Consider the following 22,543-nt stretch of genomic DNA (forward strand, 5'->3'; position numbering starts at 1 on the left):
TTATTTTCTTCCTTAAAGTAGAATCGATTAATTGTCTATTCTTAATTTCAACTTTTATAAACTATATTCATCTAATTTATTTATTAATCTATCAACCCAATCTTCAATTCCTTTGCCAGTATGCTTTTGCTTAGTATGGAAGAAAATTCTTATTTCTTCTAATTCTTTTTTTAATTTATTAAAAGATTGTATAGAACCCTCTTTAACAGAATATACTTTCGCCACAAGAAAATTTCCATTAAGCCTATTATTTGAACTAAATAGAAGCGTTGAAGAGTTAGATTCTTTTAATTCGAGTAAAAAATAATTCCTGTTTCTAAATCTAAAATGAAAAGCATAATATCTATTTGTTTGATAAAAATTGCTTTCTTCCTCGTTTAAATTTAGTTTCCTTTTTAACAATTCAATAGCTTTTTGAAAATCAAAATTTTCTATATTTAAAGTCCCTTTGCCATATGGAGAATTTTTATCTTCCATATCGCTCAAACTTATTCCTTCTGATTCTTTAAAAATTTTATGAATAGGCTTTGAGTAAATACTTTCTCCCTTTCTAATAGCTTTGCCTTTGAAAACAGCCAAAGGATTAACTGAAGAAAACTGTTTTTTACCAATAGATATGATGGTATCAGTACTTTTTGGATTTGTAGGGCTATTATGTGAAATAGTGGCTGCTTTGCCTGCTAATTTTTTAAAGAATTTGGTTTGAAGCGTATAATTTCGATCTCTACTTTCAAAATGATATGTAATAACTTTTTTTCCAAATAAGCTTTCAAAATCAATATCTATTATTTGATAAACTAACAAGTTTTTATCATCAAGATATTCACCTCTAAGCTCAGCTTTAAAATCTTTAAAAATTGGAAACTTAAAATTAGCAAATGATAGAATATATCTTTTATTCTCATATTTGGGTTCTTTTATAACATCCTTTATAAAAAAAGAATATGCATTGTAAAAAAACTTTCTGCTTTTTTCATAACAAAAATACAAATATGCAAGCTCCACCGTTTCTTTGGTAACTTTTTTGTTAAAGTTTCTAAAATACAACTCACCTTCTTTACAACTACTTAATTGAACTTTATTTTCTTTGTTCTCTTGAAGTAAAATATTTATATCTTGGGCTAAGAAGGCTCTTCTTATATGAGAAGTTGGAAAATAGAAAAAACTTCCTATTACTAAATAAGGAAATATTAAAACTTTATCATTTGTTTTTAGGGTTAGAAAACTTTTAACGGCTCTTTCTTCATCCGAAATTATTCTTTGAGATATTTTTTCTTTTAAATCATCAGAAAGTTTTTCATATGGCTTTATTTCGATATTAGAAGGTTTTATATTAAATATCTCGCTTTCTGCAATAAAATTTATGTTTTCTTTGTATAAAATACTTCCATATGAAAAAATTGATGTAGTTTCAAGCTGCAAATCATAAGCAACAAATTTTTTACCACTTTCATCTTTAAACCAAATATCAATTAAAACATCTTCTCTTCCATTGTTCTTCGGATAAATTTTTAAAGGAGAGTAACCACATACAATCAACGGTTTTTCTCTCTGCAATTTAATAATTAAAGAATTTTTACCAGAATTGTCTATTAATTTTGAAAGATTATTCATTGTAAGTTCCTTTTAAAATAGCAGAAATACAAGAAATAATTAATTTGAAGATTTAAGTAGTGTAAATATATTTGAATAATTGTAGATAATTGTGAATAAAATGTAATTATATTAGAATACTTACACAGAGCTTTTAAATAGACAAACAGAAGCTATTAAAAAACACTACGCAATGCAGAACGAAGAGATCGAAAGACTACGCAAAGAGCTGCATAAAACGCAAAATATGCTATCAAGATGTAAAAAGAGACTGCAAAGGATAAAAGATGAAAATGAAGCTACACGATAATTTTTTTCTAAATCTTGGCATACATACCGAAACAAGATATAGAACCGTAAAAAATCGTAACAACAGAGAATTAGAGAGTTATGAAGAATATAAATACTATCCAGAAGAGATTATCGATAAGGATGAAGAAATAGTTTGCTATGCAGGCGAAATAAACGAGTTTTTAGAATTGCTTGGAGCTTTTGTAGCCAATCAACTCAATTCCGATAAAACTTATGGTTTTAGCTATAAAAATGGAGGAGGTTTTTACGGAAAAGTCGTAAGAAAAGACAAGATCCACTATCTTGCAATAACAATTACAGACAAAACTTACTATCTGGAGAAGTATGACTGTAGAGTAATCATCGCCAACGCAAAACAGATTCTCTCAAAGTGTACCTTGAGGGAATTTCTATAGTTGATACATTGTAACATTATTTTGGTTTTCAACCTTATCCAAAAGCATATCAATAGCCTCGCTTAATGTTACATTGTTACGCTTTGCGTAATTTGCAAGCCTTGCTCTTGTATCTCCCTTTAAAGTTATTGTTTGCAAATCTTTGCCACTTCTACTTTTTTCAACTCTTAAAAAAGTTCGTAGCTTTTGTATCTGTTCTTTTTCTAAATACTTTTCGATCCATTCCTGTAACATTGTAGCATTATCTATATTTTGGAGCTCTTTTTCAGCTTTATATTTCACTTTGTATTCTAAGTGCATTAAAAATGTTAATTCTTCTTGCACTTTTCTTTTTAGATACTTTTTTGCTTTTCCAAAATCTTCCTCTTTTAGTTTCCATTTTCTCATATCAGTTCCTTGTTACATTGTATCTTTTTTATTAGTTACAATGTAACATATATTAGCTTAAAGATAATTGATACATTGTAACAGGTTAAAAAGTAGTATTTTTAAGGATTATTTAAGTCGTAGCTTCGATTTTAAGAGGTTTTTTGTGTTGCAGTAATGTTAAAGGTTAGCCTGTTTTGTTATAATTTGGTGCGGTAGATGCCACATTGTGAAACTTCATTTAGGTCTTGTGGGTTGTGGGGTGGGTATCAAAAATGAAGGAGTAATGATGTGGCGGTTGGTGCTTATCCTGTTACTGGTGGCAATTATTGTCACCTATGCGTATTGAGGAGGTGGCTCTCCTCATACGCCACAGGATAAGCCCTCTACCGCTATTATAGCATAACTACAAAGACAATTTAAAAACCTTGTCCTTTTTTACCACAAATCTGTCTGCATAGACCACAAATTTGTCTGCATAGACCACAAATCTGTCTGCATAGACATTCCAAAACGCCCGTATTTTCATCACTTTGGGATTTCCTAAAAGAATAAAAGAAGAAAAGAAGAAAAAGAAAGAAAAGCTCTATGAGAAAGAGGATGAAATCAAAGAGTACTGCATAATATTGATGTAGGTGGTGAAGCTTATTACAGTACAGTATCAAGCAATATGAGCCACAAAGGAAGACAGATTGCGGCAGGAGTAGCGACGGGAGGGAAAAATGCACCTTAATTGATCGTTATAAATCCGTACTTTTTTTTATCGCCAAACTTGCCATCTAATTCAGCAAGAATAAGATGCGCTTCTCTATTAAATTTTTTATGATCTATATCTTCTGGAATATTTTTGAATTTTTCCAATACCGGTCGCCACTCTTCCTCTTTTTCCGGCATATCCTCTTTGAGCCATTTCTCTCTGGTTTTATAGTAGTATTCTTTCATTGAAGAATGTAATTCTTTCCAGTTGGAAGCTTTTGCCATTTTATCTGCGATATCAAAAAATCCAAACATAAGACTATATTTCTGCATTTCATACTTAGACTCTTCAAACCACTCTTTTTCGGCTTTTTTCTCCGCTTCGCTGAATCCCCACAGAGCACCTAATAGTTCGAATAATCCCATGGTTCCCTCCTTTTTTCACCGAATTTCACGACTCGGAAGCCCTTGGCTTTAGCCATAGGGAGGAAGAGTCGTCGCAAGGCTTTTGCCTTGCGTAATTTTGTGATATAATACTTTGTGATAAATTATAGCACAAAGGTTATATAGTTGAAATTAGCCGTTAAGATTAAACTCAATCCTACAAAAGAGCAATATCAAACTCTTCTTGATACGATGGAGGAGTTCAACAACGCCTGCAACTATATATCCGAGTATGCTTTTGCCAATCAAATCTATTCAAAATTCAAAATACAAGACGCTATCTACTATGACATTAAAGAGCGGTTCAAACTCTCCTCTCAAATGATAATCAGAGCTATTGCAAAAGTAGCCTCTCAATACAAAAGAGATAAATCCTTTTGCCATCAATTCAGAAAAGATGGAGCTATCCAATACGACAAAAGAGTGATGTCTTTTAAAGGGCTTGAAAAAGTCAATCTATGGACAATAGATGGCAGACAAAATATTGAGATGGTGATAACAGGCTACCAAAAGCGTCAGCTCTCAAGAGGAACGGGACAAGCCGATTTGGTGCTTGTAGATGGAGTTTTCTATCTTTTGCCGATAGTCGATATAGAAGAGCCTCCACAAATCGATACCAAAGACTTTATCGGCATAGATTTAGGTATAGTTAAAACCGCCGTAACAAGCTTTGGAGATATATTTGATGGAGAGCTTATCGAAAAGGTGCGTCAAAAGTATTTCAAGGTTAGACGCTCGCTGCAAAAGAAAAAGACCAAATCGGCTAAAAGACGGCTCAAAAAAATTGGACAAAAAGAAGCAAGATTTAGGCGAAATTTAAACCACAAAATCAGTAAAGAGATTGTCGAGGTTGCCAAAGGCACTTCCAAGGGCATTGCGGTAGAAAAACTGCAAGGCATAAGGAAGCAAACGGTTAGGAAACGACAAAGAGCAAGGCATCATTCTTGGGGATTTCATCAACTGCAACAATTTTTGGAATATAAGTGCAAACTAAACGGTATTCCGTTTGTAAAAGTTGCCCCTAAAGATACCAGCAGAGCTTGCTCAAGATGCGGATACGTTTCTGCGAGCAACCGACAATCTCAAAGCGATTTTCGATGCAAAGCGTGCGGGTTCGCTATCAATGCGGACTTGAACGCAGCCATCAATATCGCACAGCGGGCTGCGAGGAGTATCTCCTCTTATGTCAGCCAGCCCTATGCGGTAGAGTTATCTACTGCAAGCCCCCGCCTTCAGGCGTGGGGTAGCTGACCCACCTTGTATAAGTCCATAACATATGGAACTCTTTGTGATTTTCAATTAAGTATTGAACCGGAGATTTAAAATGAATTGAATGACTAAAATCCCTCATCATTCAATTCATTTTGTCAAATTGAAAGAAAGTTTTTTAAAAAATCTCTCTAAAGAGTGCTTTATAAAATAAAGTGGAAAGTGGAAAGTGGTGATTTGTGAAACTCCCATTTCATGGGAGTTTCTAAGTCGGAACTAATACAAAAACAGGGTGAACTAATACAAAAACAGGGTGAACTAATACAAAAACAGGGTGAAAAAAAATACAAAAACAGGGTGAGCTAATACTATTGACAATATAATGTATTAAATATATAATACATTATATTATTAATGTACTTTTAAAAAGGATTTGAGATGAGTGACGTAATGACTCCAAAAAATGACGACATAGTAAGAAAATCGGAGGCAATTACAAAGGCAAGGTATAGGCTCAACCCTCTTGCGCTTAAATTTATAACAACGATAATTGCAAATTTAAAGCGTAGCGACGAGGCTGATAAAGAGTATATTTTTAAAGTTAAAGATTTTGCTGAACTTTTGGGAGTTACTTATCATAATATTTACGCTGAAATGGAAGAAGCAGTTGAAGAACTGTTAAAAAAGCCTTTGCACATAAAAACAGATGATGGCTGGCTAAAATCCAACTGGATCAGCGGTGCTGAATACCACGAGGGCGAAGGAACTATTACTTTTTATATTTTTCCAAAATTACGCCCATATCTTTTAGCTTTGCAGGAAAAATTTTTACAATACAGGCTTGAAAATATCCTAAAGCTCAAAAGCGGATATGTGATAAGACTCTATGAAATCTTAAAAGATTGGTATAACACACTATCAAAAAAATCTAAAGCAAAAAAAGTTGAAAAAATTGTGGAAGTTAAATGGCTAAGGGAAACGCTTGAAATTCCAAGAAGTTATCAGTATTCAAGCGGTATAAAATTACGCATATTAAAAAAAGCACAAAAAGATTTGGAGCAACATACAGATATAACATTTACATTTGAGGAGATAAAAACCGGTCGTAAAATAACACATATTAAATTTACAATAGAACCAAATCCAAAAAACACAAAAGATAAAGAAGAAACTTCAGAAGATTACCATTTTCTAAAATCAAAACAACGCTTTATTGCATACCTTCGCAAATACTACAAAAATAGAGTTTTTTTAATCAGAGAAGGCGATGGATTTGAGTTTAAATTTTTCATCGGTGATGATGAGTTGGTTTATATAAACGATGGATACAATGTCGAAAAATTGAAGTTTGAAGATGTGGATAGCTTTTTTGAAAATGTTTACAAAGAAGCAAAAGAAGATAGAGAGTATGCAAGGCTTTTAGCGAATAAAAAAGAGCATGATAAATGGCAAAGTTTTTAATCCCCTTGAAATAGAAGGAACAATAATAGAAACAACAAAACAAACTTATGATAAATGGAAAAAAATATCTTTGGAACAAAATTTGAATACTTTTTAATCTAAAATATTAATATTTTATAAATATTTAAACAATATCGTATTAATATTTAAACGATATTGTTTAGTTAAAACAAACAAGGCTTTATTATGCAAAAAGTAATCACTATCGCACACCAAAAAGGTGGTGTCGGAAAATCTACGATAGCCTTAAATCTTGCAGTAGAGCTTGGCAAGAAATATCCGTTAAGCGTAATAGATTTAGACTATCAAAAAAGCATTAGTATATTTAACGAGAACAGAAAAGAAGTTGGGTTGAATCCTTTGAATATTATTTCAGTAGAAAGCCAAAAAGAGCTTATGAATATTATAGATAATGCAGATGGGATTATACTAATAGATAGTGGTGGATTTGATAGTGATCTAAATAGAATTGCTATTTTGGGAGCTGATATTATTATTACTCCTCTCTCTAACAATCTGATAGAAATCTACGGATTAGAAGCTTTTAAAAAGATATTAATAGATTTAAAACGAATAAGGTCGGATATAAAATCAAATATTCTTTTAAATAATGTCAATCCTCAAATTACAAAATCTATTGAAGAGTTAAAAGAATATATAAAATCAAATAGCCAATTTTTTAACATATTTGAAACTATATTAAGAAGAAGAGTTGATTTTGCAAAGAGTTTTGAAACAGGAAAAAGCGTAGTGGAAATTGATAGATCCAGTAAGGCTTCTAAAGAGATAGATAGCTTGATAAGTGAAATCGAGTTAATATTGCAGAAATATTGATACAATATTATAATAATATTACAATAATATCAAAAGGATATTTATGGGAAAATTTGACAATTTGGAAAACAAGCTTGACAAAGTAGTAAATAAAGCCTCTTTGAAAAGCAAAAACGATAAAAATACAAAGAATATTCTAATTTATAATGTTCCTGTAGAATGGACGGAGATTTTAAAAGAAAATGGTATCTCTTTTTCCTCTTATGCGAAGATGGCTATACTTGAAAAAATGAAAAAAGACGGATTGGTTTGAAAATATCTCTATATAAAATATAAGGAATATGGTGACTAAAAAAATATTTTTGATATCAATATTGTTATTATCTTTATTTGCATTTGAATCAAAATATCTCCCAAACTATAACATAGATATTAAATGCGATAAAATCTTGCATAAAAAAGCATTTGATATCTGTTACTCCTGTAAATGGAAAACGCCTAAAATGGTTGTCTATCAAGTCGATGGCAATTTGATAGATAGTAAAAATTTATCAAGAAAACATTTGCGTTTTAAACCAGACTATCAGTTACCTACAAAGTGCAGAAGTTATTCAAAAGACTACTCAAAAACAGGATTTGATAGAGGACATTTAGCTCCTAATGCTGTATTTGATTATGATAGAAAAGTGCAAAAAGAGACTTTTTTAATGAGCAATATCGCTCCACAAAAACCAAAACTCAATCGTAGATTGTGGACAAAGATAGAGCGATTTGTAAGACTTCAAGCAAGAAAATATAGAAAAATAAGCGTAATAACAGGCGTTTGTGGGAGCAATGGCACATTGGGCAAAAAGAGGCATAATGTAAATATTCCAAAATGGTGGTATAAAATAATATTTTTGCCAAATGGAAAAACTATCTGCTTTTTAGTTCCTAATATAAATACGGAAATGAGTAGGGCAAAGGCAAAAGAGTTTTTGGTTCAGATAGAAAATATAGAAAGAATTTGTAATATTTCTATAAGGAAAGAATAATGAAATATGCAATTATCATATCTCCTAATAACAGAGAGATAAATTTAAAAAAGATTGAACCCTTAACTTCAGATAACAATGAAAATTTCTTTTCTTTCACTTCATCTATAGCCTTTGTAGATGATTTTCCTATCTTTAATTTTCCTATGTTAAATGAACAAGGAAAACAAAGCAATAAAAAGTTTTTTCTGTGCACTGATAGTGATATAGTTGAAGTTGAAGGCATTGCTATTATTCCTATTCCTAATAAAACAATCGCTCCTACTTTGATCGATAAATTGAAAGATATGATAGAGTGGCAAAACTAAGGAGATTATATGCGAATTGAAAAAATAGAACAAACAGAAGCAGTTCTAAATGAAATAGAAACACTTAAAAAATATTTTCCTCAATATTTCGATAAAAATGGAAAATTTCTCATAGAAAAGTTCAAAGCATCTATTGAAAAATCCACAGACATATCTAAAGAAAGCTTCTCTCTTGAATGGCTTGGAAAAACATATTCAAGGGTTTTAACTCACGAACCTGCAAGAACATTTATAAAAGAAAACATGGAATGGAATGTAAAAGAAGAAAATAAAAATAGTCAAAATTTACTTATCAAAGGAGATAATTTAGAGGTATTAAAACATATGGTTAATGCTTATGAGGGTGAGATCAAAATGGTATACATTGATCCTCCATATAATACTGGAGATGACGGTTTTGTATATCATGATAATAGACAATTTAGACCTGATGAATTAGCAAAACTTGCTGGTATTGATATCGAAAAAGCAAAAAGAATTTTAGATTTTATAAATAGTAAAAGTAATTCTCATTCTGCATGGCTTACATTTATGTATCCTAGACTTTATATCGCAAAAAATTTATTAGCAAACGAAGGTTCCATATTTATCAGTATAGATGACAATGAATATGCACAGTTAAAGTTATTAACTGATGAAATTTTTGGTGAAGAAAACTTCATCTGTACTTTTGTTTGGCAAAAAAACTTTGCACCGAAAAATGACAATAAGTATATCTCTATAAGCCATGAATATATTTTATGCTATGCAAAAAACAAAGAAAAATTTGAACGAAATTTACTTCCTAGAGAAGACAAGCACAACAAAGATTACAAAAATCCTGACAATGATCCAAGAGGACCTTGGACAAGTGGATCAATGTTGGCTACTACTTTTTCTGAAAAAGGAGTTTTTCCTATAGTTTCTCCAAATGGCAAAGAACATTGGCCACCTAAAGGAAGATGTTGGCGATATTCTCAAAACAAGATAGAAGAGCTGATAAAAGATAATCGTATATGGTTTGGAAAAGATGGTAATGGAGTTCCAAGAGTGAAAAGATTTTTATTTGAAATGCCTAGCGGAATAGTACCTCAAAGTTGGCTACCTTATACTTTAGCTGGAAGTGGACAAGATGGTTCTCAAGAAGTTAAATCTATTTTCGATAATAAAGTCGTTTTTCCATTTCCAAAACCAACAAAGTTAATAAAATACTTTATACAAATTGCAACGAATTCATCGGATATAATTCTTGACTTCTTCGCTGGTAGCGGAACCACAGGCGATGCAGTAATGCAACTCAACGCTGAAGATGGAGGAGATAGAAAATATATTCTTGTCCAACTTCCAGAACCGATCGATCCTAAGAAAAACAAAACAGCATATGAATTCGTCAAAAATGAACTAGGCCTTGATAATCCAACAATATTTGATATAACCAAAGAGAGACTTGTAAGATCTTCTAAAAAAGTAGTAAGCGATAAAGAAAAAGAGATTCAAGAAATTCAAGAAAAGATATCGAAAGTAAAAAGCAAAGAGAAAAGAACAACAAAAGATGAAAGCAAATTAATTGAACTGAAAGAGATTTTGGACAAAAAAAAGCAAGAACTTGATCAGATAAAGTCTATGGATTTAGGATTTAAAATTTTTGAAACAATAAATATTCCAAAAGAACTTTTAGAAGACATCGAAGAACTCAGGGATAATCTTTTGTTACCAAAAGATATTGATACCGATACTCTTCTTACCACTTGGAAGCTTTATGACGGTTCAAAACTAACGCAAAAACCAATAAAAATTGATTTAGAAGGCTATACCGCCTATCTTGTCGATAGCCGTCTCTATCTTCTAAATTCTAGATTTACCACCGATAATCTTGCGGTAATGCTAAAAAAGATAGACGAGGATAACTCCTTTGCTCCATCCAAGATTGTCGCTAACGGATACGCTTTAAGCTCTAAAGCGCAAAGAGAGCTGTACGAGGGTATTCTCAACTTTGTCAACAAAAAACATATTGAATTAGAATTTATCGTAAGGTACTAAAATGGGATTTCGATTTGAAAGAAATTTGCCTCATCAAACGAGAGCAATAGAGTCAATTATTGAGATATATAAAAACTTGCCTATTGAACAAAGAGATGACTACCTAAAAAATTATGCTAACCCTATTATAGCTCATACAAATTCTTTACGCTATAGCGATAATATTCTTCGCATAATGCAACTTAATGGTATCCCAGGGGGAGTAAAGCTTTATTTTAAAATGTAGGAAAATAAGGAGTTTTGATAATCATTAAATTAGTTTTTTACCGCAAAAACTACTTTTTGATATAATTAATCAAAGTAATGCTTCATATGTAACTAATCGTATCATGTTTTAAGGAAAAATTATGTTAAGAGCTTTAAAATCTTATTTATTGAAAGTAATCCTTATGTATTTAATGCTTGCTGTGTTTGGTGCAATTGCTTTTGTCGCATTAATTTTCGTTGACGATTATAAAACAGCGGTTGAGTGGATTACAGGTATTACAACAAATGGTTTGGGAAAAGTTGTATTGTCTATGCCTATTTGGTTTCCATTGCTATCTTCTTTTAAAAGAGATGGTTTTAAGAAAAGTCCAGCAGAAAGAGAAGTAGAAAAATACAACACAGCAGAAGCATTTAATGATTATTCTTTTTTTGGCGGAAAATAGGAGAATAATGTGAAAAAAATTATTTTTCTATCTGTAATATTTACAAGTATAACTTATGCAGCGGGATATAATGGCGTGATATATACTTGGGGTTACGCAGATGTTATAAAAAATACTAAATTTAACATTTTTGTCGATTAGAATTACTATTTTTTTGAATTTTTTATTTCTTTTCCTCTTCTATTTAGCTTATATATTAATTTTGTTTGTTTTAAGGGAGAAGATTCCCCCTCAAATACTGTCTAATTCGTCTAAAAACTTTGGAATTTCATCAGTAGTTATATTATCCGATAATTCGGTATATTTCTTTTGGATTTTTTCAATATTTGAAATAAACTTTGGCTCTTTTGGCTCTCTGTGGATATATTTTAGTTTGGCTTTCGTTATATCCGGTGCGATGCTTTTGATATAAAATTCAAGGTTGGCCAAGCGTTGTATTTCTGATGCAAGCACGAGAGGTTTTGTTTTTTTCTGTTTGCTTGCGGTAATTCTATCTGCCATATCCGCACTTCCCATTGATCTGCTTTCGCTATATTCAAGAACTTCCTGTTGTCCAAGCATTTTTTCAAGAAATTCCGCATTTGTAGTTCTGTAAACAAGTATTGTGTTTGTATTGCCAAGAATAGTTCTTGCAATCTCTTTCCCATAAATATCTTCAAGATGTTGAAATTCCTGTACACTGTAAATGATTCTCCCACCTTTAGATCTGGCTAGTGTAATCAGGTCAATCACTTTTTCAAGTTTTTGAAGCTTTGGAAACTCATCTAGCCAAAAATATACTTCTCTTAAATTATCATCTTCCATCGAAAGAAGTTCTGAAGCGACAATTTCGATGCCTATTCGATAAAGAGGCAAAACCGCATTGATGATTTTCGGATCAGCGAGTAAAAAGAGGTTGTTTTTGAGGGAGAAGTCTTTTAGCCATTTTTTAAAGCTAAAATCTCCGTCTATTGTACTAAGATACTGAAGAGATCTAACAGTTGTTTTTGCTATTATGGTTTCAAGGATTTCTCGTGTATGTTTCTGGTCCTCTTCGTTTATATAAAAATCAAGAAGCGCCGCGCACTCTTTATCTTCTTTTTTTATTCTTGCAATTTTTTCAAAATTTGTAATTGTATTCCATAAATCTTTGTTTTTAGGTTCTTTTTTCGTTTTGAAAAGATATAATAAAACTGCCTCGACAATATTACGAGCCGCATTATCCCAGTAAGGATCTTTTGCTTTTGGATTTTCGGGAACAAGTGCGCAAGCAATGGCCGTAATATCGTGATAGGTTTCAATATCGTTAAAAATATTCCATCCGATGCTACGTTTGTCAAATGGACAGAAAATATAATCTTTATCCCTATTAAAATATACGGAGGTATAGTCTCCTTTGATATCTACGATCAGCTTTTTTGATTCGATAACGTTGTCAAACAGTTGCATCATCCCTTGAGTTTTACCTGTACCTGTGCCGCCGAGAAATAAAATATGCTGTTTTAGCGCTTTTTTTGGAAATAAAAGTTTTGCCATAGTTTGCTCCTTTTAAAATTTTCTATCGCAATATTCATCTTCAATCTCAAAAACAATCACTTTATCCTCGTTTTCATATTGTTTGTTAAACTCATCTACGCAAACAAGTTTAGCTCCCCGGATATATTCATCGATGATTAATTGCTCATTTGCTTCTATGACCTTTTTTTGCCAAAGATCCGCAAATCTTTTGCCTATAAATCTTACGCCCAAAAAACCTATCAAGAGTATTACAATAAAACTATCGTCAAGCCATACAAAATGCTCTATACTTTCATTGCGTGCCATCATTCCAAAAAGCGTTATCTGCTTATATGCAAAATAGCCAAGAATAAGAAGTATTGAGGGAGAGAGAAGTATAATTTTGTGAATAAACCAGTTTTTTACTCCCATGGATATGTCAAGCTGTAATACCTCACTACCTCTAAACGGACTTTTTCCATGGATGATGTTTTGTCCCATATCAGCTCCTTATATCGTGTTTGTTTCCTGTTTGGATTTTGACTGTTGCGCAACTCTCAACTCAGCCGCTTTTTTTGATAGTCCAGAACTATCCAAAAGCTCTTCAATTAGCTGGCTTTTCGTAATGCCAAACGTATTGCAAACGTATTGCAGATCGTCATTGAGTTTGGATGATATTTTGATAGTCAGTGAGACTTTTTTCGTGTTCTCGTTTGCGCACAGTTTTTTAAGCACATTATCGATTGCCGCCATGTAACCTCCTTTGTTTTTTACTGCCTCATATATATACATAATTCGAAGTTTTTCTCCCCTCAAAACCTCTTTTAAACCGGCCGGATTTTTTCAAAAAGAATTTGCAGAAACAAGCAGAGCTAAGGAAGCCGAACGACAGTGAGGAGTCCTAAAAAGCTTACCGCTTCTTCATACGTAACTACTCCCGCATCTATATGTTCGCCGATAGTTTTATTGAATACCTCCAGTAAAAAGGTGCCCGATCCGCATGCGGGATCCAATACGACATCATCTCTATCTATCTCTATTCTGTCGATTATATATCTTGCAACGCTTGGTTTGGTGTAATATTCTCCTAGTTTTTTTCGTTGGGAGCCTTCCAAAAATCTATCGTAAATACCCGTTAGAATATCGCCTCTTATCGTTGTAAAATCAAATTTTGAGAAGTGCATAAGAGAGAGCTCTATTGCTTGAGAAAGTCGTTCGTTTTCGCTTCCAAGAACCCAGTCAAGCTCCATTTCTTCAAATACCGAATAGTAGATCGTTTTTGCTTTTTCGTAAACATCCTTGAGCAGTTTCATGTAAGTCAGCTCAAAATACTCTCTCATCATCTGGAAAGCTTTGATACCGCCATTACACAAATATCTTTTCTCTCCAAAAAATCCGTGATCCTCGAAGAAACGAAGCAAAAGAATTCTTGCTAATATCATATTTGCCGTCTCGATGGCAAAAAGTTCTTGTATAACCTCCTCTTTTTTCTTTCCAATTCTTGATCTAAACTCAGGAAGCCATACAAGTGCCAGTTTGGCGATGGAGATATTTGACATCACCTTTTCTTTGATACGCTCTACATCTTCATCATGCTCAAGTGCTCTTTCATAACCTATTACCTGTCCTTGCAGCTCAAAGGGCTCCAAAGAGAGCTTTTTGACTCCATCATATTTTTCTTCAAAATCATCGATAGCTTTTAAAATCTCTTCAATTTTTGGCTGCACATCCTCTAGAGCCTCCTTTGTGGCGCTTTGAAGAAGAATGGTTGCTCTTTTGATGGCATGAAAAAATTCTTGTTTGGCTTTCTCCGCCCTTTTTTGTTCTGCTTTAGTAGTATCCTGCGGTTTAAGGGAAATAACAGCTATAGAAGAGGTATCTCCGGTTCTAAACTTATCCAAAGCTACTTTTATTGAGGATTTATCGGCGGCTATACTAGCGGTTTGCTCTTTGAACCATTGATCATTGTGTTTTAGCGCCTCTTCCCACTCTATAACTATATCTTTACTGCTGTCGTAATTCAAGGAGCTTCCTACCGTAACAGGACGGATGACCATCCTTTCCGGATCGATCATAATGAAATAGTTGGTATCGAGGGTGATATATTTTTCTTTGTCTTTTAATATCTTGTTTCTGCTTCCAGGGGTTTTGAATGCGGTTCGTTCATCTTTTACTTCGCAAACTACCCAATCACCAAGAATAGGTTTTCCTTTTTCTTTGGTACCTACTTCTGTCTTGATAACTAAATCGGGTATCCCCTGTCCCAGTTCACTTCCAGAATCTACGATAATATTTTTTGATTTGTGTCCCAAGGATTCAAAAATACTTTTGATACTGGGATACATATTTCTTTCATAACCGGATTTTGTTTCTTTGATTTCTTTAATATGTTCCTGCAACTTGCTCATATTTTTCCCCTAATTTAACAGAATTACAGCCCAATGTTAAATTAAATTATCTTATTTTCTTCCTTAAAGTAGAATCGATTAATTGTCTATTCTTAATTTCAACTTTTATAAACTATATTCATCTAATTTATTTATTAATCTATCAACCCAATCTTCAATTCCTTTGCCAGTATGCTTTTGCTTAGTATGGAAGAAAATTCTTATTTCTTCTAATTCTTTTTTTAATTTATTAAAAGATTGTATAGAACCCTCTTTAACAGAATATACTTTCGCCACAAGAAAATTTCCATTAAGCCTATTATTTGAACTAAATAGAAGCGTTGAAGAGTTAGATTCTTTTAATTCGAGTAAAAAATAATTCCTGTTTCTAAATCTAAAATGAAAAGCATAATATCTATTTGTTTGATAAAAATTGCTTTCTTCCTCGTTTAAATTTAGTTTCCTTTTTAACAATTCAATAGCTTTTTGAAAATCAAAATTTTCTATATTTAAAGTCCCTTTGCCATATGGAGAATTTTTATCTTCCATATCGCTCAAACTTATTCCTTCTGATTCTTTAAAAATTTTATGAATAGGCTTTGAGTAAATACTTTCTCCCTTTCTAATAGCTTTGCCTTTGAAAACAGCCAAAGGATTAACTGAAGAAAACTGTTTTTTACCAATAGATATGATGGTATCAGTACTTTTTGGATTTGTAGGGCTATTATGTGAAATAGTGGCTGCTTTGCCTGCTAATTTTTTAAAGAATTTGGTTTGAAGCGTATAATTTCGATCTCTACTTTCAAAATGATATGTAATAACTTTTTTTCCAAATAAGCTTTCAAAATCAATATCTATTATTTGATAAACTAACAAGTTTTTATCATCAAGATATTCACCTCTAAGCTCAGCTTTAAAATCTTTAAAAATTGGAAACTTAAAATTAGCAAATGATAGAATATATCTTTTATTCTCATATTTGGGTTCTTTTATAACATCCTTTATAAAAAAAGAATATGCATTGTAAAAAAACTTTCTGCTTTTTTCATAACAAAAATACAAATATGCAAGCTCCACCGTTTCTTTGGTAACTTTTTTGTTAAAGTTTCTAAAATACAACTCACCTTCTTTACAACTACTTAATTGAACTTTATTTTCTTTGTTCTCTTGAAGTAAAATATTTATATCTTGGGCTAAGAAGGCTCTTCTTATATGAGAAGTTGGAAAATAGAAAAAACTTCCTATTACTAAATAAGGAAATATTAAAACTTTATCATTTGTTTTTAGGGTTAGAAAACTTTTAACGGCTCTTTCTTCATCCGAAATTATTCTTTGAGATATTTTTTCTTTTAAATCATCAGAAAGTTTTTCATATGGCTTTATTTCGATATTAGAAGGTTTTATATTAAATATCTCGCTTTCTGCAATAAAATTTATGTTTTCTTTGTATAAAATACTTCCATATGAAAAAATTGATGTAGTTTCAAGCTGCAAATCATAAGCAACAAATTTTTTACCACTTTCATCTTTAAACCAAATATCAATTAAAACATCTTCTCTTCCATTGTTCTTCGGATAAATTTTTAAAGGAGAGTAACCACATACAATCAACGGTTTTTCTCTCTGCAATTTAATAATTAAAGAATTTTTACCAGAATTGTCTATTAATTTTGAAAGATTATTCATTGTAAGTTCCTTTTAAAATAGCAGAAATACAAGAAATAATTAATTTGAAGATTTAAGTAGTGTAAATATATTTGAATAATTGTAGATAATTGTGAATAAAATGTAATTATATTAGAATACTTACAACCTGGGCATCTGAAGGGTTTTTAATGCTTGTGAATCCTACATCTTTAAAGTATTGATCTGTTCCCATAGTGCAATTCCCTCCAAATTTACAAATCGTATCATAATCAATAACAAGATCGGGTTTTAGTTTGTATATTTCTTTTGCAATCTTCATAATTTTTTGTATTTCTCTTTTGTTATCTATATGATTTATAGTAATATTTTCTGATCTTTTTTGCATGGAAACAGTGATGTTGCTATCTTTTATATTTGAGGCATTTGCATTGGATGCTGCCAAACCAAGTGCTAAAAGAGTGTATATCATTGCTTTTTTATCCATTCATATTCCCCTTTTTAATTTTGTATATTTGACAAATTTGTATTAATTCTATCTTGAATAAAATTTGCCTGATTTTGAATAAAACTTGAATTGAATGTTTTTGTAACATCATTGAAAAACTCGCTCATGTCTATTTTGCTAAAATCGAGCTTCTGAAACTCTTCTGGTGTAAATCCTTTGCAATTTGGATTCTTAGGTTCACCCCAGTTTTTATTTATTTGTGTCCTACCTTGTTCATTGATGATCCTTGCTAATTTACTATTAAAGCAACAATATGTTTGTTTATGTTGAACGCATATTTCAGTAAAACCCAGTTCTACTTCTTTTGAGCAATATTCCCCTATATAGTGACATCTATCTTCATTTCTTAGTTTTGCAAGTTTCATTTCCTCATCTTTGCATTGAATTAGTCCAAAAAACACCTTATCTTTATCGCAACATCCGCCTCCTGCAAGACCAAAGAAAATGTCTTCACTTCTACATCTATTGTCATATCCATTAAATATGTAGATTTGCCCCATGCAATTACCACTATCATCCCAGCCATTATTATCTGCATCATTTATACCAACAGGAGTATCCGTTGTAACTATATCGTTTCCACTAATACATGGATAAGGAGAACATTGCCATTTGTTATCTACCCAAGCACATTTGCGATCTGGTGCAGGTACACAAGTGAATGTCTCTCTACGACAGTTATCTGGTGGTGGAGTTGGATCCGTTGCATCAGGACCACCTGGATCTATTGGTTCCCAGTTTTCGCCATATTCATTAGGATCATTTTGACACAAATATTCATAATAAGTGTAATTTGTTGTAATTTCAGTTGTTCCTATATCATCGACACTACAATATCCGCCCGTGCAGTTAAACACTCCTTGTCCAACTATTCCTTCAAAGTACGCATACCCTTCACCACCACCTGCAACGATTACATCTATCCTTACTACATTTGTTCCTTCTATCAAATATTGTTTGGCATCGATGTTGTGATATTGGTTCCAACTTGTGGATAATTCACAGGCTCCAGTGCTTCCTGATGTAGTGTATTGCACTTTTTGTCCACAATAGCCATAACCATAATTAGCATCATTACATTCGGCATAAGAAGAATAAGTATTTGTACCATCCGAGTAAACCACTTCAAGCATATCTCCACCATAAGGTCCTACCCGTACAATATGCCCATTTACTGTAACCTTGATCCAGTCATCGAATTTTGTTCTTTTGAGTTTAAATTCTATTACTTTATCCAGATCCGTTATGTTAAAATATGCAGAGGTGCTATAATGTGCGCATGAACCACTCCAGTAATTATCCCCTATTCTACCTGTCCATACTCTAATTTTCTGATATGTTTCGGTTGTTGTACCTATGTGCGGCTCGCTATATCCATCCATATATTCCCATTCACTTCCACACTCGGCAAGTCCTGATGGACAAAAATCAGTGCCGTATTGATCTGTTTGGCAATCAAAGGTTTGGCCGTCAGTTACAAGATCAAGTCCGCTATCATAAATTTTAGTATTGCATACTTTCCCTTCAATTGAGTCTGTAATGTTAGTTTCCCCTTGGTAACACTCAGGCATTGTATCAAACTCAAATATTCCGTAATAGCGTGCTGGATTATTGTATTCGTCAAAATGATTTCCCATATCAGCCCACTGTCCACCAGGTGATGCTATTGCTACCCAATGTTCTCCGAGAGGGGAGATTTTCTCTACTCCATCTATGATGTCGTTTGATTTAACAAGATTATCTGGTTGATATGGTGCCCAGTTTGTATAAACAGGAGTAGTGCCTTTTACAGTTATGAAACGGCTATCATCATAAGCACAATTGCTGTCATAACAATAATTAGATGTCAATTGTGGATCCCAAATTCCTATCCAGCCATAAGTTGCATTAGGAAGTAAGCTTTTGATAAAGTCATTTTCAGCTTGATTATCTGGGATCGCAAGATAGCCACCGCTATTTTCAGCAAATGTTTTTGCATCATTAAATGTCATTTTGTTTTTTGTAATTGTATAATAGTGTCCATTATATAGTTTAAAGTCACCATAATCACTACATATAATTGCATTTACATTACTTACCGCAATGAAGGGGAGGAGTCCTATATATAGTTTTAATTTGTTGAAGAACATACCATATCCTTCGTTGCTTCATTCACTGCCGATAATGCACTTGTAACTTCTGCAAAATCATCGATTGCACCGCAATCATGTTTTATTGTTTCACCAGGATTTAAAGGGCATCTTGTCCAATTGTCCACACATTCTCTTATTTCAACTTTTCGTGTCGAAGAATCGGTTGTAGCGGTTTCTCTATTAGTTCCATCAGCAAAAGCGTCTGGACTGTTTTCTATGTATTCAACTTCACAATACTTTGCATTCTCAGAAGTTCCTATTTGTATACTCCCATCAATATTATATGTCTGGCCATTTATCTGGTCGGTATAGGAGTAGTCATTTGTTCCATCCGTATGGGTTGTGCTATTTCTCACATTATCAACACGATTTTCCAAGTTATTTTGATAATCTGTTTCAAGATGATGATTATTTTGTGTAGAACTATTTAAAACATAGTAAGCACTGTTTTCATCATTCATTTGAGATACAATTGCACTGTCTGTTAACGATTGTATATTTGAACCATCGCTTGATGCTGTTGTCATAGATCCGGCATTTTGACAATTTGAGTAGTCTTGCCCCCAATAGTATACTGCATCTCCGGTATTTTGGGTTCTTGTTATAACATAATCGGATGTATTTGATACCATGGGGGCAACTGCACCGGCAATATCATTTAAAATTGTTTGTTTTTGTGTAAGAGCAGGTGAACCGCAGCTGCTATTTATACAATAACAACCACCAAGAGCTGGAGCTACTGTTTCGATCAGAGAAAGAGTTATTCCGTCATAATTCCACTTATAATATTTACAGTTATTCCATGTACCTGAATCACATTTAATAGCCCCGTTTGAGCAAATACCGCTTATTCCAGAGAAACTCCAGTATGTTTCTTTCGTTCCATCAAGATTTTTATCCATTTGTATCTGTATTGTTATATCACTTGTTCCATTATATGTTATTGAAATATATTCCCTGCTATCACCCTCAGAACATATCAATCTTGCATCACCGTTTTTATTTCCATCAACTGTATAAAGGTCCGTGTCAGTTGTTATGGGATTATTAATTGTTCCAGACATATTTTCTTTAAAATGATTGAGGGTGTAATTTCCAAAAGAAATACCCTCATTCCATGTGTCGGTAGCAATTGCCGGCAAATATAAAAAGACAATGACCGGAAAAAGTTTTAGCTTCCAAAGCCTGTCATTGCCCATACCGGAGACCTTTCTCTTATTTGTTTTTCAAGTTGTTGATAATAATCCACAAGATAATTTTGTTTTTTGAAATCTGATGCGATTCCTATCATAATAGTATGTATATTCTTTCTATTTTGACGAGCTACTTTTAATAGTTCGTCAACTTTTTCCATATCCTCATCCGATAATGCTTTAGCTCCTTTTTCTCTTTTGTATGCAGCTAAATATCTCATCATTTCCTCTATGAGTTTTCTTATAAGGGCATCTATTTCTTTTAGCGCAATATATTCAGATGTTAACTCAACACCTGTGTCACCAAGCACAGTAATAACATTTATAATTCTGTAAATAGGTACTGGCATAGAGTTTATAAAATTAATATCATCTGTTGTTAGAGTTTCATGATTCTGAATTTTGTTTACAATACTGATTATTTTATCTTGTATCATTTTTTTCATACCACCTTGTGGTATTGTAATGTTTGATATTGGAAATTCTGGGGGTAGCATTAAATCACCATTTGGATGTTCTTGCAATCCTTTTACTTCAATATCGCCACCATTTAATAAAATATCAACAAATTTAGCATAATCAATAGTTGGTTGAATTATTTGGACCTTGAGTTGCGGATCTTGTGTTCCGTCAGCAAGAGAATTTGGATCTATGTATCCATATATATCCCCAATCATCGATCTTACCAATGCTTCCCATTCAGAACCATTGCCAAATATAGTGCCATATGTTTCGGATGCTCTTTTTACAAGAGATCCTTGCAACAAACGCTCTTTTGCTCCTTCTTTTCCACCGCCATTCATCCAACTTTCAGCAGTGTTTATCCAATTCTGTATAGTGCCCGAGGCATTTGTTGTAGCACTTGCAAGGGATGAAATCCAGCTTTCTTCACTACCCATTTTAATAAGATCACTTGCAGCATTTCCAATTTTTCTACCAGCCCAACCACCAATTTGTTGTGACATTTTACAAGTATCAAAGTTCATACTATTTATTGCATTTGCTATTTTTTCAAGTTCAGTCATGATGGTGTCACAATCTTTACAGAGGGTAGAAATCGCCATTTTGAAAGCAAATGCCGGTGCCGCAGCGGAGATTTTCTTTAATTTGTCTACAAGATATTGAAAATTTAAGTAGCTAAAACCACCAAATACCATATCAATACCGGAGCATCCGACATTTATAGACGGAGCTTGCAAATTAAAAGGATGAACTGTACCCAATCCACCCCATCTTACTCTCATACTTCCAAGAGTATAATAGCCTCTTGTTTGTGTAACAAAATAACCTGAATTTTCAGATGTAACCGAAGCATCGAGGTTATCTTGTATAAAAGATGCCAGATCAGCACTTGCTGGGGTGGATAAAGATATTATTGCAGCCATAGAAAGGGCTGTTATTTTCTTTAGATTGACCATATTGCAACACCTTTAATTTTTTCTTCTGGAACAAATCCCCAATATCTGCTATCGTAGCTTCTTTGATGTGTTCCCATTACAAAATAGTTTCCATCCGGTATTTTTCCATTGAATATAAAATTTTTTACCGGCTTGCCCTCTTTATCGTGTGTAAGAGCTTTGCCTATGTATTTTCCATCACAATAGTATTCAAGTCCTTTTACTTCAAGTGTTTCACCTTCTTTACACATCACCATTTTTCCAAAATTCATATCTTTCTTATAATATGGTGTATCATGAGGAAATTTGAAATATATTATAGAACCGTCAGATACTTTATCTTTCCAATTTTTTGTATAAACTATAAAATCTTTATTTAAAGAAGGGGAAATTATAAAACCAATACCATAATGTTTGCCGATAACATATGCGGCAAGATTGCCTATTGCGTATATAAAAGAGCCTATAAGCAAATATTTAGCTATTTTTTTAATTTTTGCTTTATCCATTTTAAGCTCCATACTTTTGAATATTAGTTTTATTTT

Annotated in this window: 23 protein-coding genes; 10 read left to right on the top strand and 13 right to left on the bottom strand. The window is 32.6% G+C overall.

What is annotated here, in order from left to right; genetic code table 11:
- Window positions 1–54 precede the first annotated feature (54 nt).
- Window positions 55–1,614, bottom strand: a complete 1,560-nt coding sequence (locus NIL_RS10360; protein ID WP_187647742.1) for a hypothetical protein — start codon at window positions 1,612–1,614, stop codon at window positions 55–57.
- Window positions 1,615–1,880: 266 nt separating this feature from the next.
- Here NIL_RS10360 and NIL_RS10365 point away from each other — a divergent pair, with 266 nt between their 5' ends.
- Window positions 1,881–2,300, top strand: coding sequence for a hypothetical protein (locus NIL_RS10365; RefSeq protein ID WP_187648739.1), 420 nt, complete (start codon window positions 1,881–1,883; stop codon window positions 2,298–2,300).
- On the opposite strand, the gene NIL_RS10370 is transcribed toward NIL_RS10365, so the two are convergent.
- Together NIL_RS10370 and NIL_RS10375 are read right to left on the bottom strand one after the other, a co-directional pair.
- Entirely contained in the window at window positions 2,295–2,687 is a 393-nt protein-coding gene (locus NIL_RS10370; RefSeq protein ID WP_187648740.1) for a hypothetical protein, read from the bottom strand. The genes NIL_RS10365 and NIL_RS10370 overlap by 6 nt on opposite strands.
- A gap of 708 nt (window positions 2,688–3,395) precedes the next feature.
- Window positions 3,396–3,788, bottom strand: a complete 393-nt coding sequence (locus tag NIL_RS10375; protein WP_187648741.1) for a hypothetical protein — start codon at window positions 3,786–3,788, stop codon at window positions 3,396–3,398.
- A gap of 144 nt (window positions 3,789–3,932) precedes the next feature.
- Here NIL_RS10375 and NIL_RS10380 point away from each other — a divergent pair, with 144 nt between their 5' ends.
- From NIL_RS10380 to NIL_RS10420, 9 genes are all read left to right on the top strand, one after another.
- Window positions 3,933–5,057 (top strand): RNA-guided endonuclease InsQ/TnpB family protein, encoded by a 1,125-nt coding sequence (locus tag NIL_RS10380; RefSeq protein WP_246434491.1) that lies wholly within the window; start codon window positions 3,933–3,935, stop codon window positions 5,055–5,057.
- Between the two features lie 396 nt (window positions 5,058–5,453).
- Window positions 5,454–6,476, top strand: coding sequence for a replication initiation protein (locus tag NIL_RS10385; protein WP_187648742.1), 1,023 nt, complete (start codon window positions 5,454–5,456; stop codon window positions 6,474–6,476).
- Window positions 6,477–6,662: 186 nt separating this feature from the next.
- Window positions 6,663–7,310 carry a nucleotide-binding protein gene (locus NIL_RS10390; protein ID WP_187648743.1) on the top strand — a complete coding sequence of 216 codons (648 nt, stop codon included), beginning with the start codon at window positions 6,663–6,665 and terminating at the stop codon, window positions 7,308–7,310.
- 43 nt (window positions 7,311–7,353) lie between these two features.
- A complete protein-coding gene (locus NIL_RS10395) occupies window positions 7,354–7,563 on the top strand; it encodes a hypothetical protein (protein WP_187648744.1) in 210 nt (69 codons plus the stop codon).
- A gap of 31 nt (window positions 7,564–7,594) precedes the next feature.
- Entirely contained in the window at window positions 7,595–8,284 is a 690-nt protein-coding gene (locus NIL_RS10400) for a DNA/RNA non-specific endonuclease (RefSeq protein WP_187648745.1), read from the top strand.
- The gene (locus tag NIL_RS10405) at window positions 8,284–8,592 is read left to right on the top strand and encodes a hypothetical protein (protein ID WP_187648746.1); all 309 of its coding nucleotides are present in this window, start codon (window positions 8,284–8,286) and stop codon (window positions 8,590–8,592) included. Before NIL_RS10400 ends, NIL_RS10405 begins: the two co-directional genes overlap by 1 nt.
- A 9-nt stretch (window positions 8,593–8,601) precedes the next feature.
- Window positions 8,602–10,611: a site-specific DNA-methyltransferase gene (locus NIL_RS10410; protein WP_187648747.1), complete on the top strand. Its 2,010-nt coding sequence runs from the start codon at window positions 8,602–8,604 to the stop codon at window positions 10,609–10,611.
- 1 nt (window position 10,612) lies between these two features.
- Window positions 10,613–10,837, top strand: a complete 225-nt coding sequence (locus NIL_RS10415; RefSeq protein WP_187648748.1) for a hypothetical protein — start codon at window positions 10,613–10,615, stop codon at window positions 10,835–10,837.
- 121 nt (window positions 10,838–10,958) lie between these two features.
- Window positions 10,959–11,261: a hypothetical protein gene (locus tag NIL_RS10420; protein ID WP_187648749.1), complete on the top strand. Its 303-nt coding sequence runs from the start codon at window positions 10,959–10,961 to the stop codon at window positions 11,259–11,261.
- 231 nt (window positions 11,262–11,492) lie between these two features.
- Here NIL_RS10420 and NIL_RS10425 read toward each other — a convergent pair whose 3' ends face one another.
- The 10 genes from NIL_RS10425 to lepB form a co-directional block, all read right to left on the bottom strand.
- The gene (locus NIL_RS10425; protein ID WP_187648750.1) at window positions 11,493–12,776 is read right to left on the bottom strand and encodes a type IV secretion system DNA-binding domain-containing protein; all 1,284 of its coding nucleotides are present in this window, start codon (window positions 12,774–12,776) and stop codon (window positions 11,493–11,495) included.
- A 12-nt stretch (window positions 12,777–12,788) separates the two neighbouring features.
- The gene (locus tag NIL_RS10430; protein ID WP_187648751.1) at window positions 12,789–13,238 is read right to left on the bottom strand and encodes a hypothetical protein; all 450 of its coding nucleotides are present in this window, start codon (window positions 13,236–13,238) and stop codon (window positions 12,789–12,791) included.
- 9 nt (window positions 13,239–13,247) lie between these two features.
- Entirely contained in the window at window positions 13,248–13,490 is a 243-nt protein-coding gene (locus NIL_RS10435) for a RepB family protein (RefSeq protein WP_187648752.1), read from the bottom strand.
- A gap of 119 nt (window positions 13,491–13,609) precedes the next feature.
- Window positions 13,610–15,145, bottom strand: coding sequence for an N-6 DNA methylase (locus NIL_RS10440; protein WP_187648753.1), 1,536 nt, complete (start codon window positions 15,143–15,145; stop codon window positions 13,610–13,612).
- A 105-nt stretch (window positions 15,146–15,250) separates the two neighbouring features.
- On the bottom strand, window positions 15,251–16,810 hold the full coding sequence (locus NIL_RS10445; RefSeq protein WP_187647742.1) for a hypothetical protein: 1,560 nt from the start codon (window positions 16,808–16,810) through the stop codon (window positions 15,251–15,253).
- Between the two features lie 106 nt (window positions 16,811–16,916).
- On the bottom strand, window positions 16,917–17,255 hold the full coding sequence (locus tag NIL_RS10450; protein ID WP_187648754.1) for a hypothetical protein: 339 nt from the start codon (window positions 17,253–17,255) through the stop codon (window positions 16,917–16,919).
- A 14-nt stretch (window positions 17,256–17,269) separates the two neighbouring features.
- The gene (locus NIL_RS10455) at window positions 17,270–19,405 is read right to left on the bottom strand and encodes a conjugal transfer protein TraN (RefSeq protein WP_187648755.1); all 2,136 of its coding nucleotides are present in this window, start codon (window positions 19,403–19,405) and stop codon (window positions 17,270–17,272) included.
- Complete coding sequence (locus NIL_RS10460; RefSeq protein WP_187648648.1) at window positions 19,387–20,607, bottom strand: hypothetical protein; 1,221 nt, start codon at window positions 20,605–20,607, stop codon at window positions 19,387–19,389. Before NIL_RS10460 ends, NIL_RS10455 begins: the two co-directional genes overlap by 19 nt.
- Window positions 20,580–22,019 carry a conjugal transfer protein TraH gene (locus NIL_RS10465; protein WP_187648649.1) on the bottom strand — a complete coding sequence of 480 codons (1,440 nt, stop codon included), beginning with the start codon at window positions 22,017–22,019 and terminating at the stop codon, window positions 20,580–20,582. The genes NIL_RS10460 and NIL_RS10465 overlap by 28 nt, the downstream gene beginning before the upstream one ends.
- Window positions 22,007–22,507, bottom strand: a complete 501-nt coding sequence (lepB, locus tag NIL_RS10470) for a signal peptidase I (protein WP_187648650.1) — start codon at window positions 22,505–22,507, stop codon at window positions 22,007–22,009. Before lepB ends, NIL_RS10465 begins: the two co-directional genes overlap by 13 nt.
- Window positions 22,508–22,543: the final 36 nt, after the last annotated feature.

It is taken from the genome of Nitrosophilus labii, assembly GCF_014466985.1.
Lineage (GTDB): Bacteria > Campylobacterota > Campylobacteria > Campylobacterales > Nitratiruptoraceae > Nitrosophilus_A > Nitrosophilus_A labii.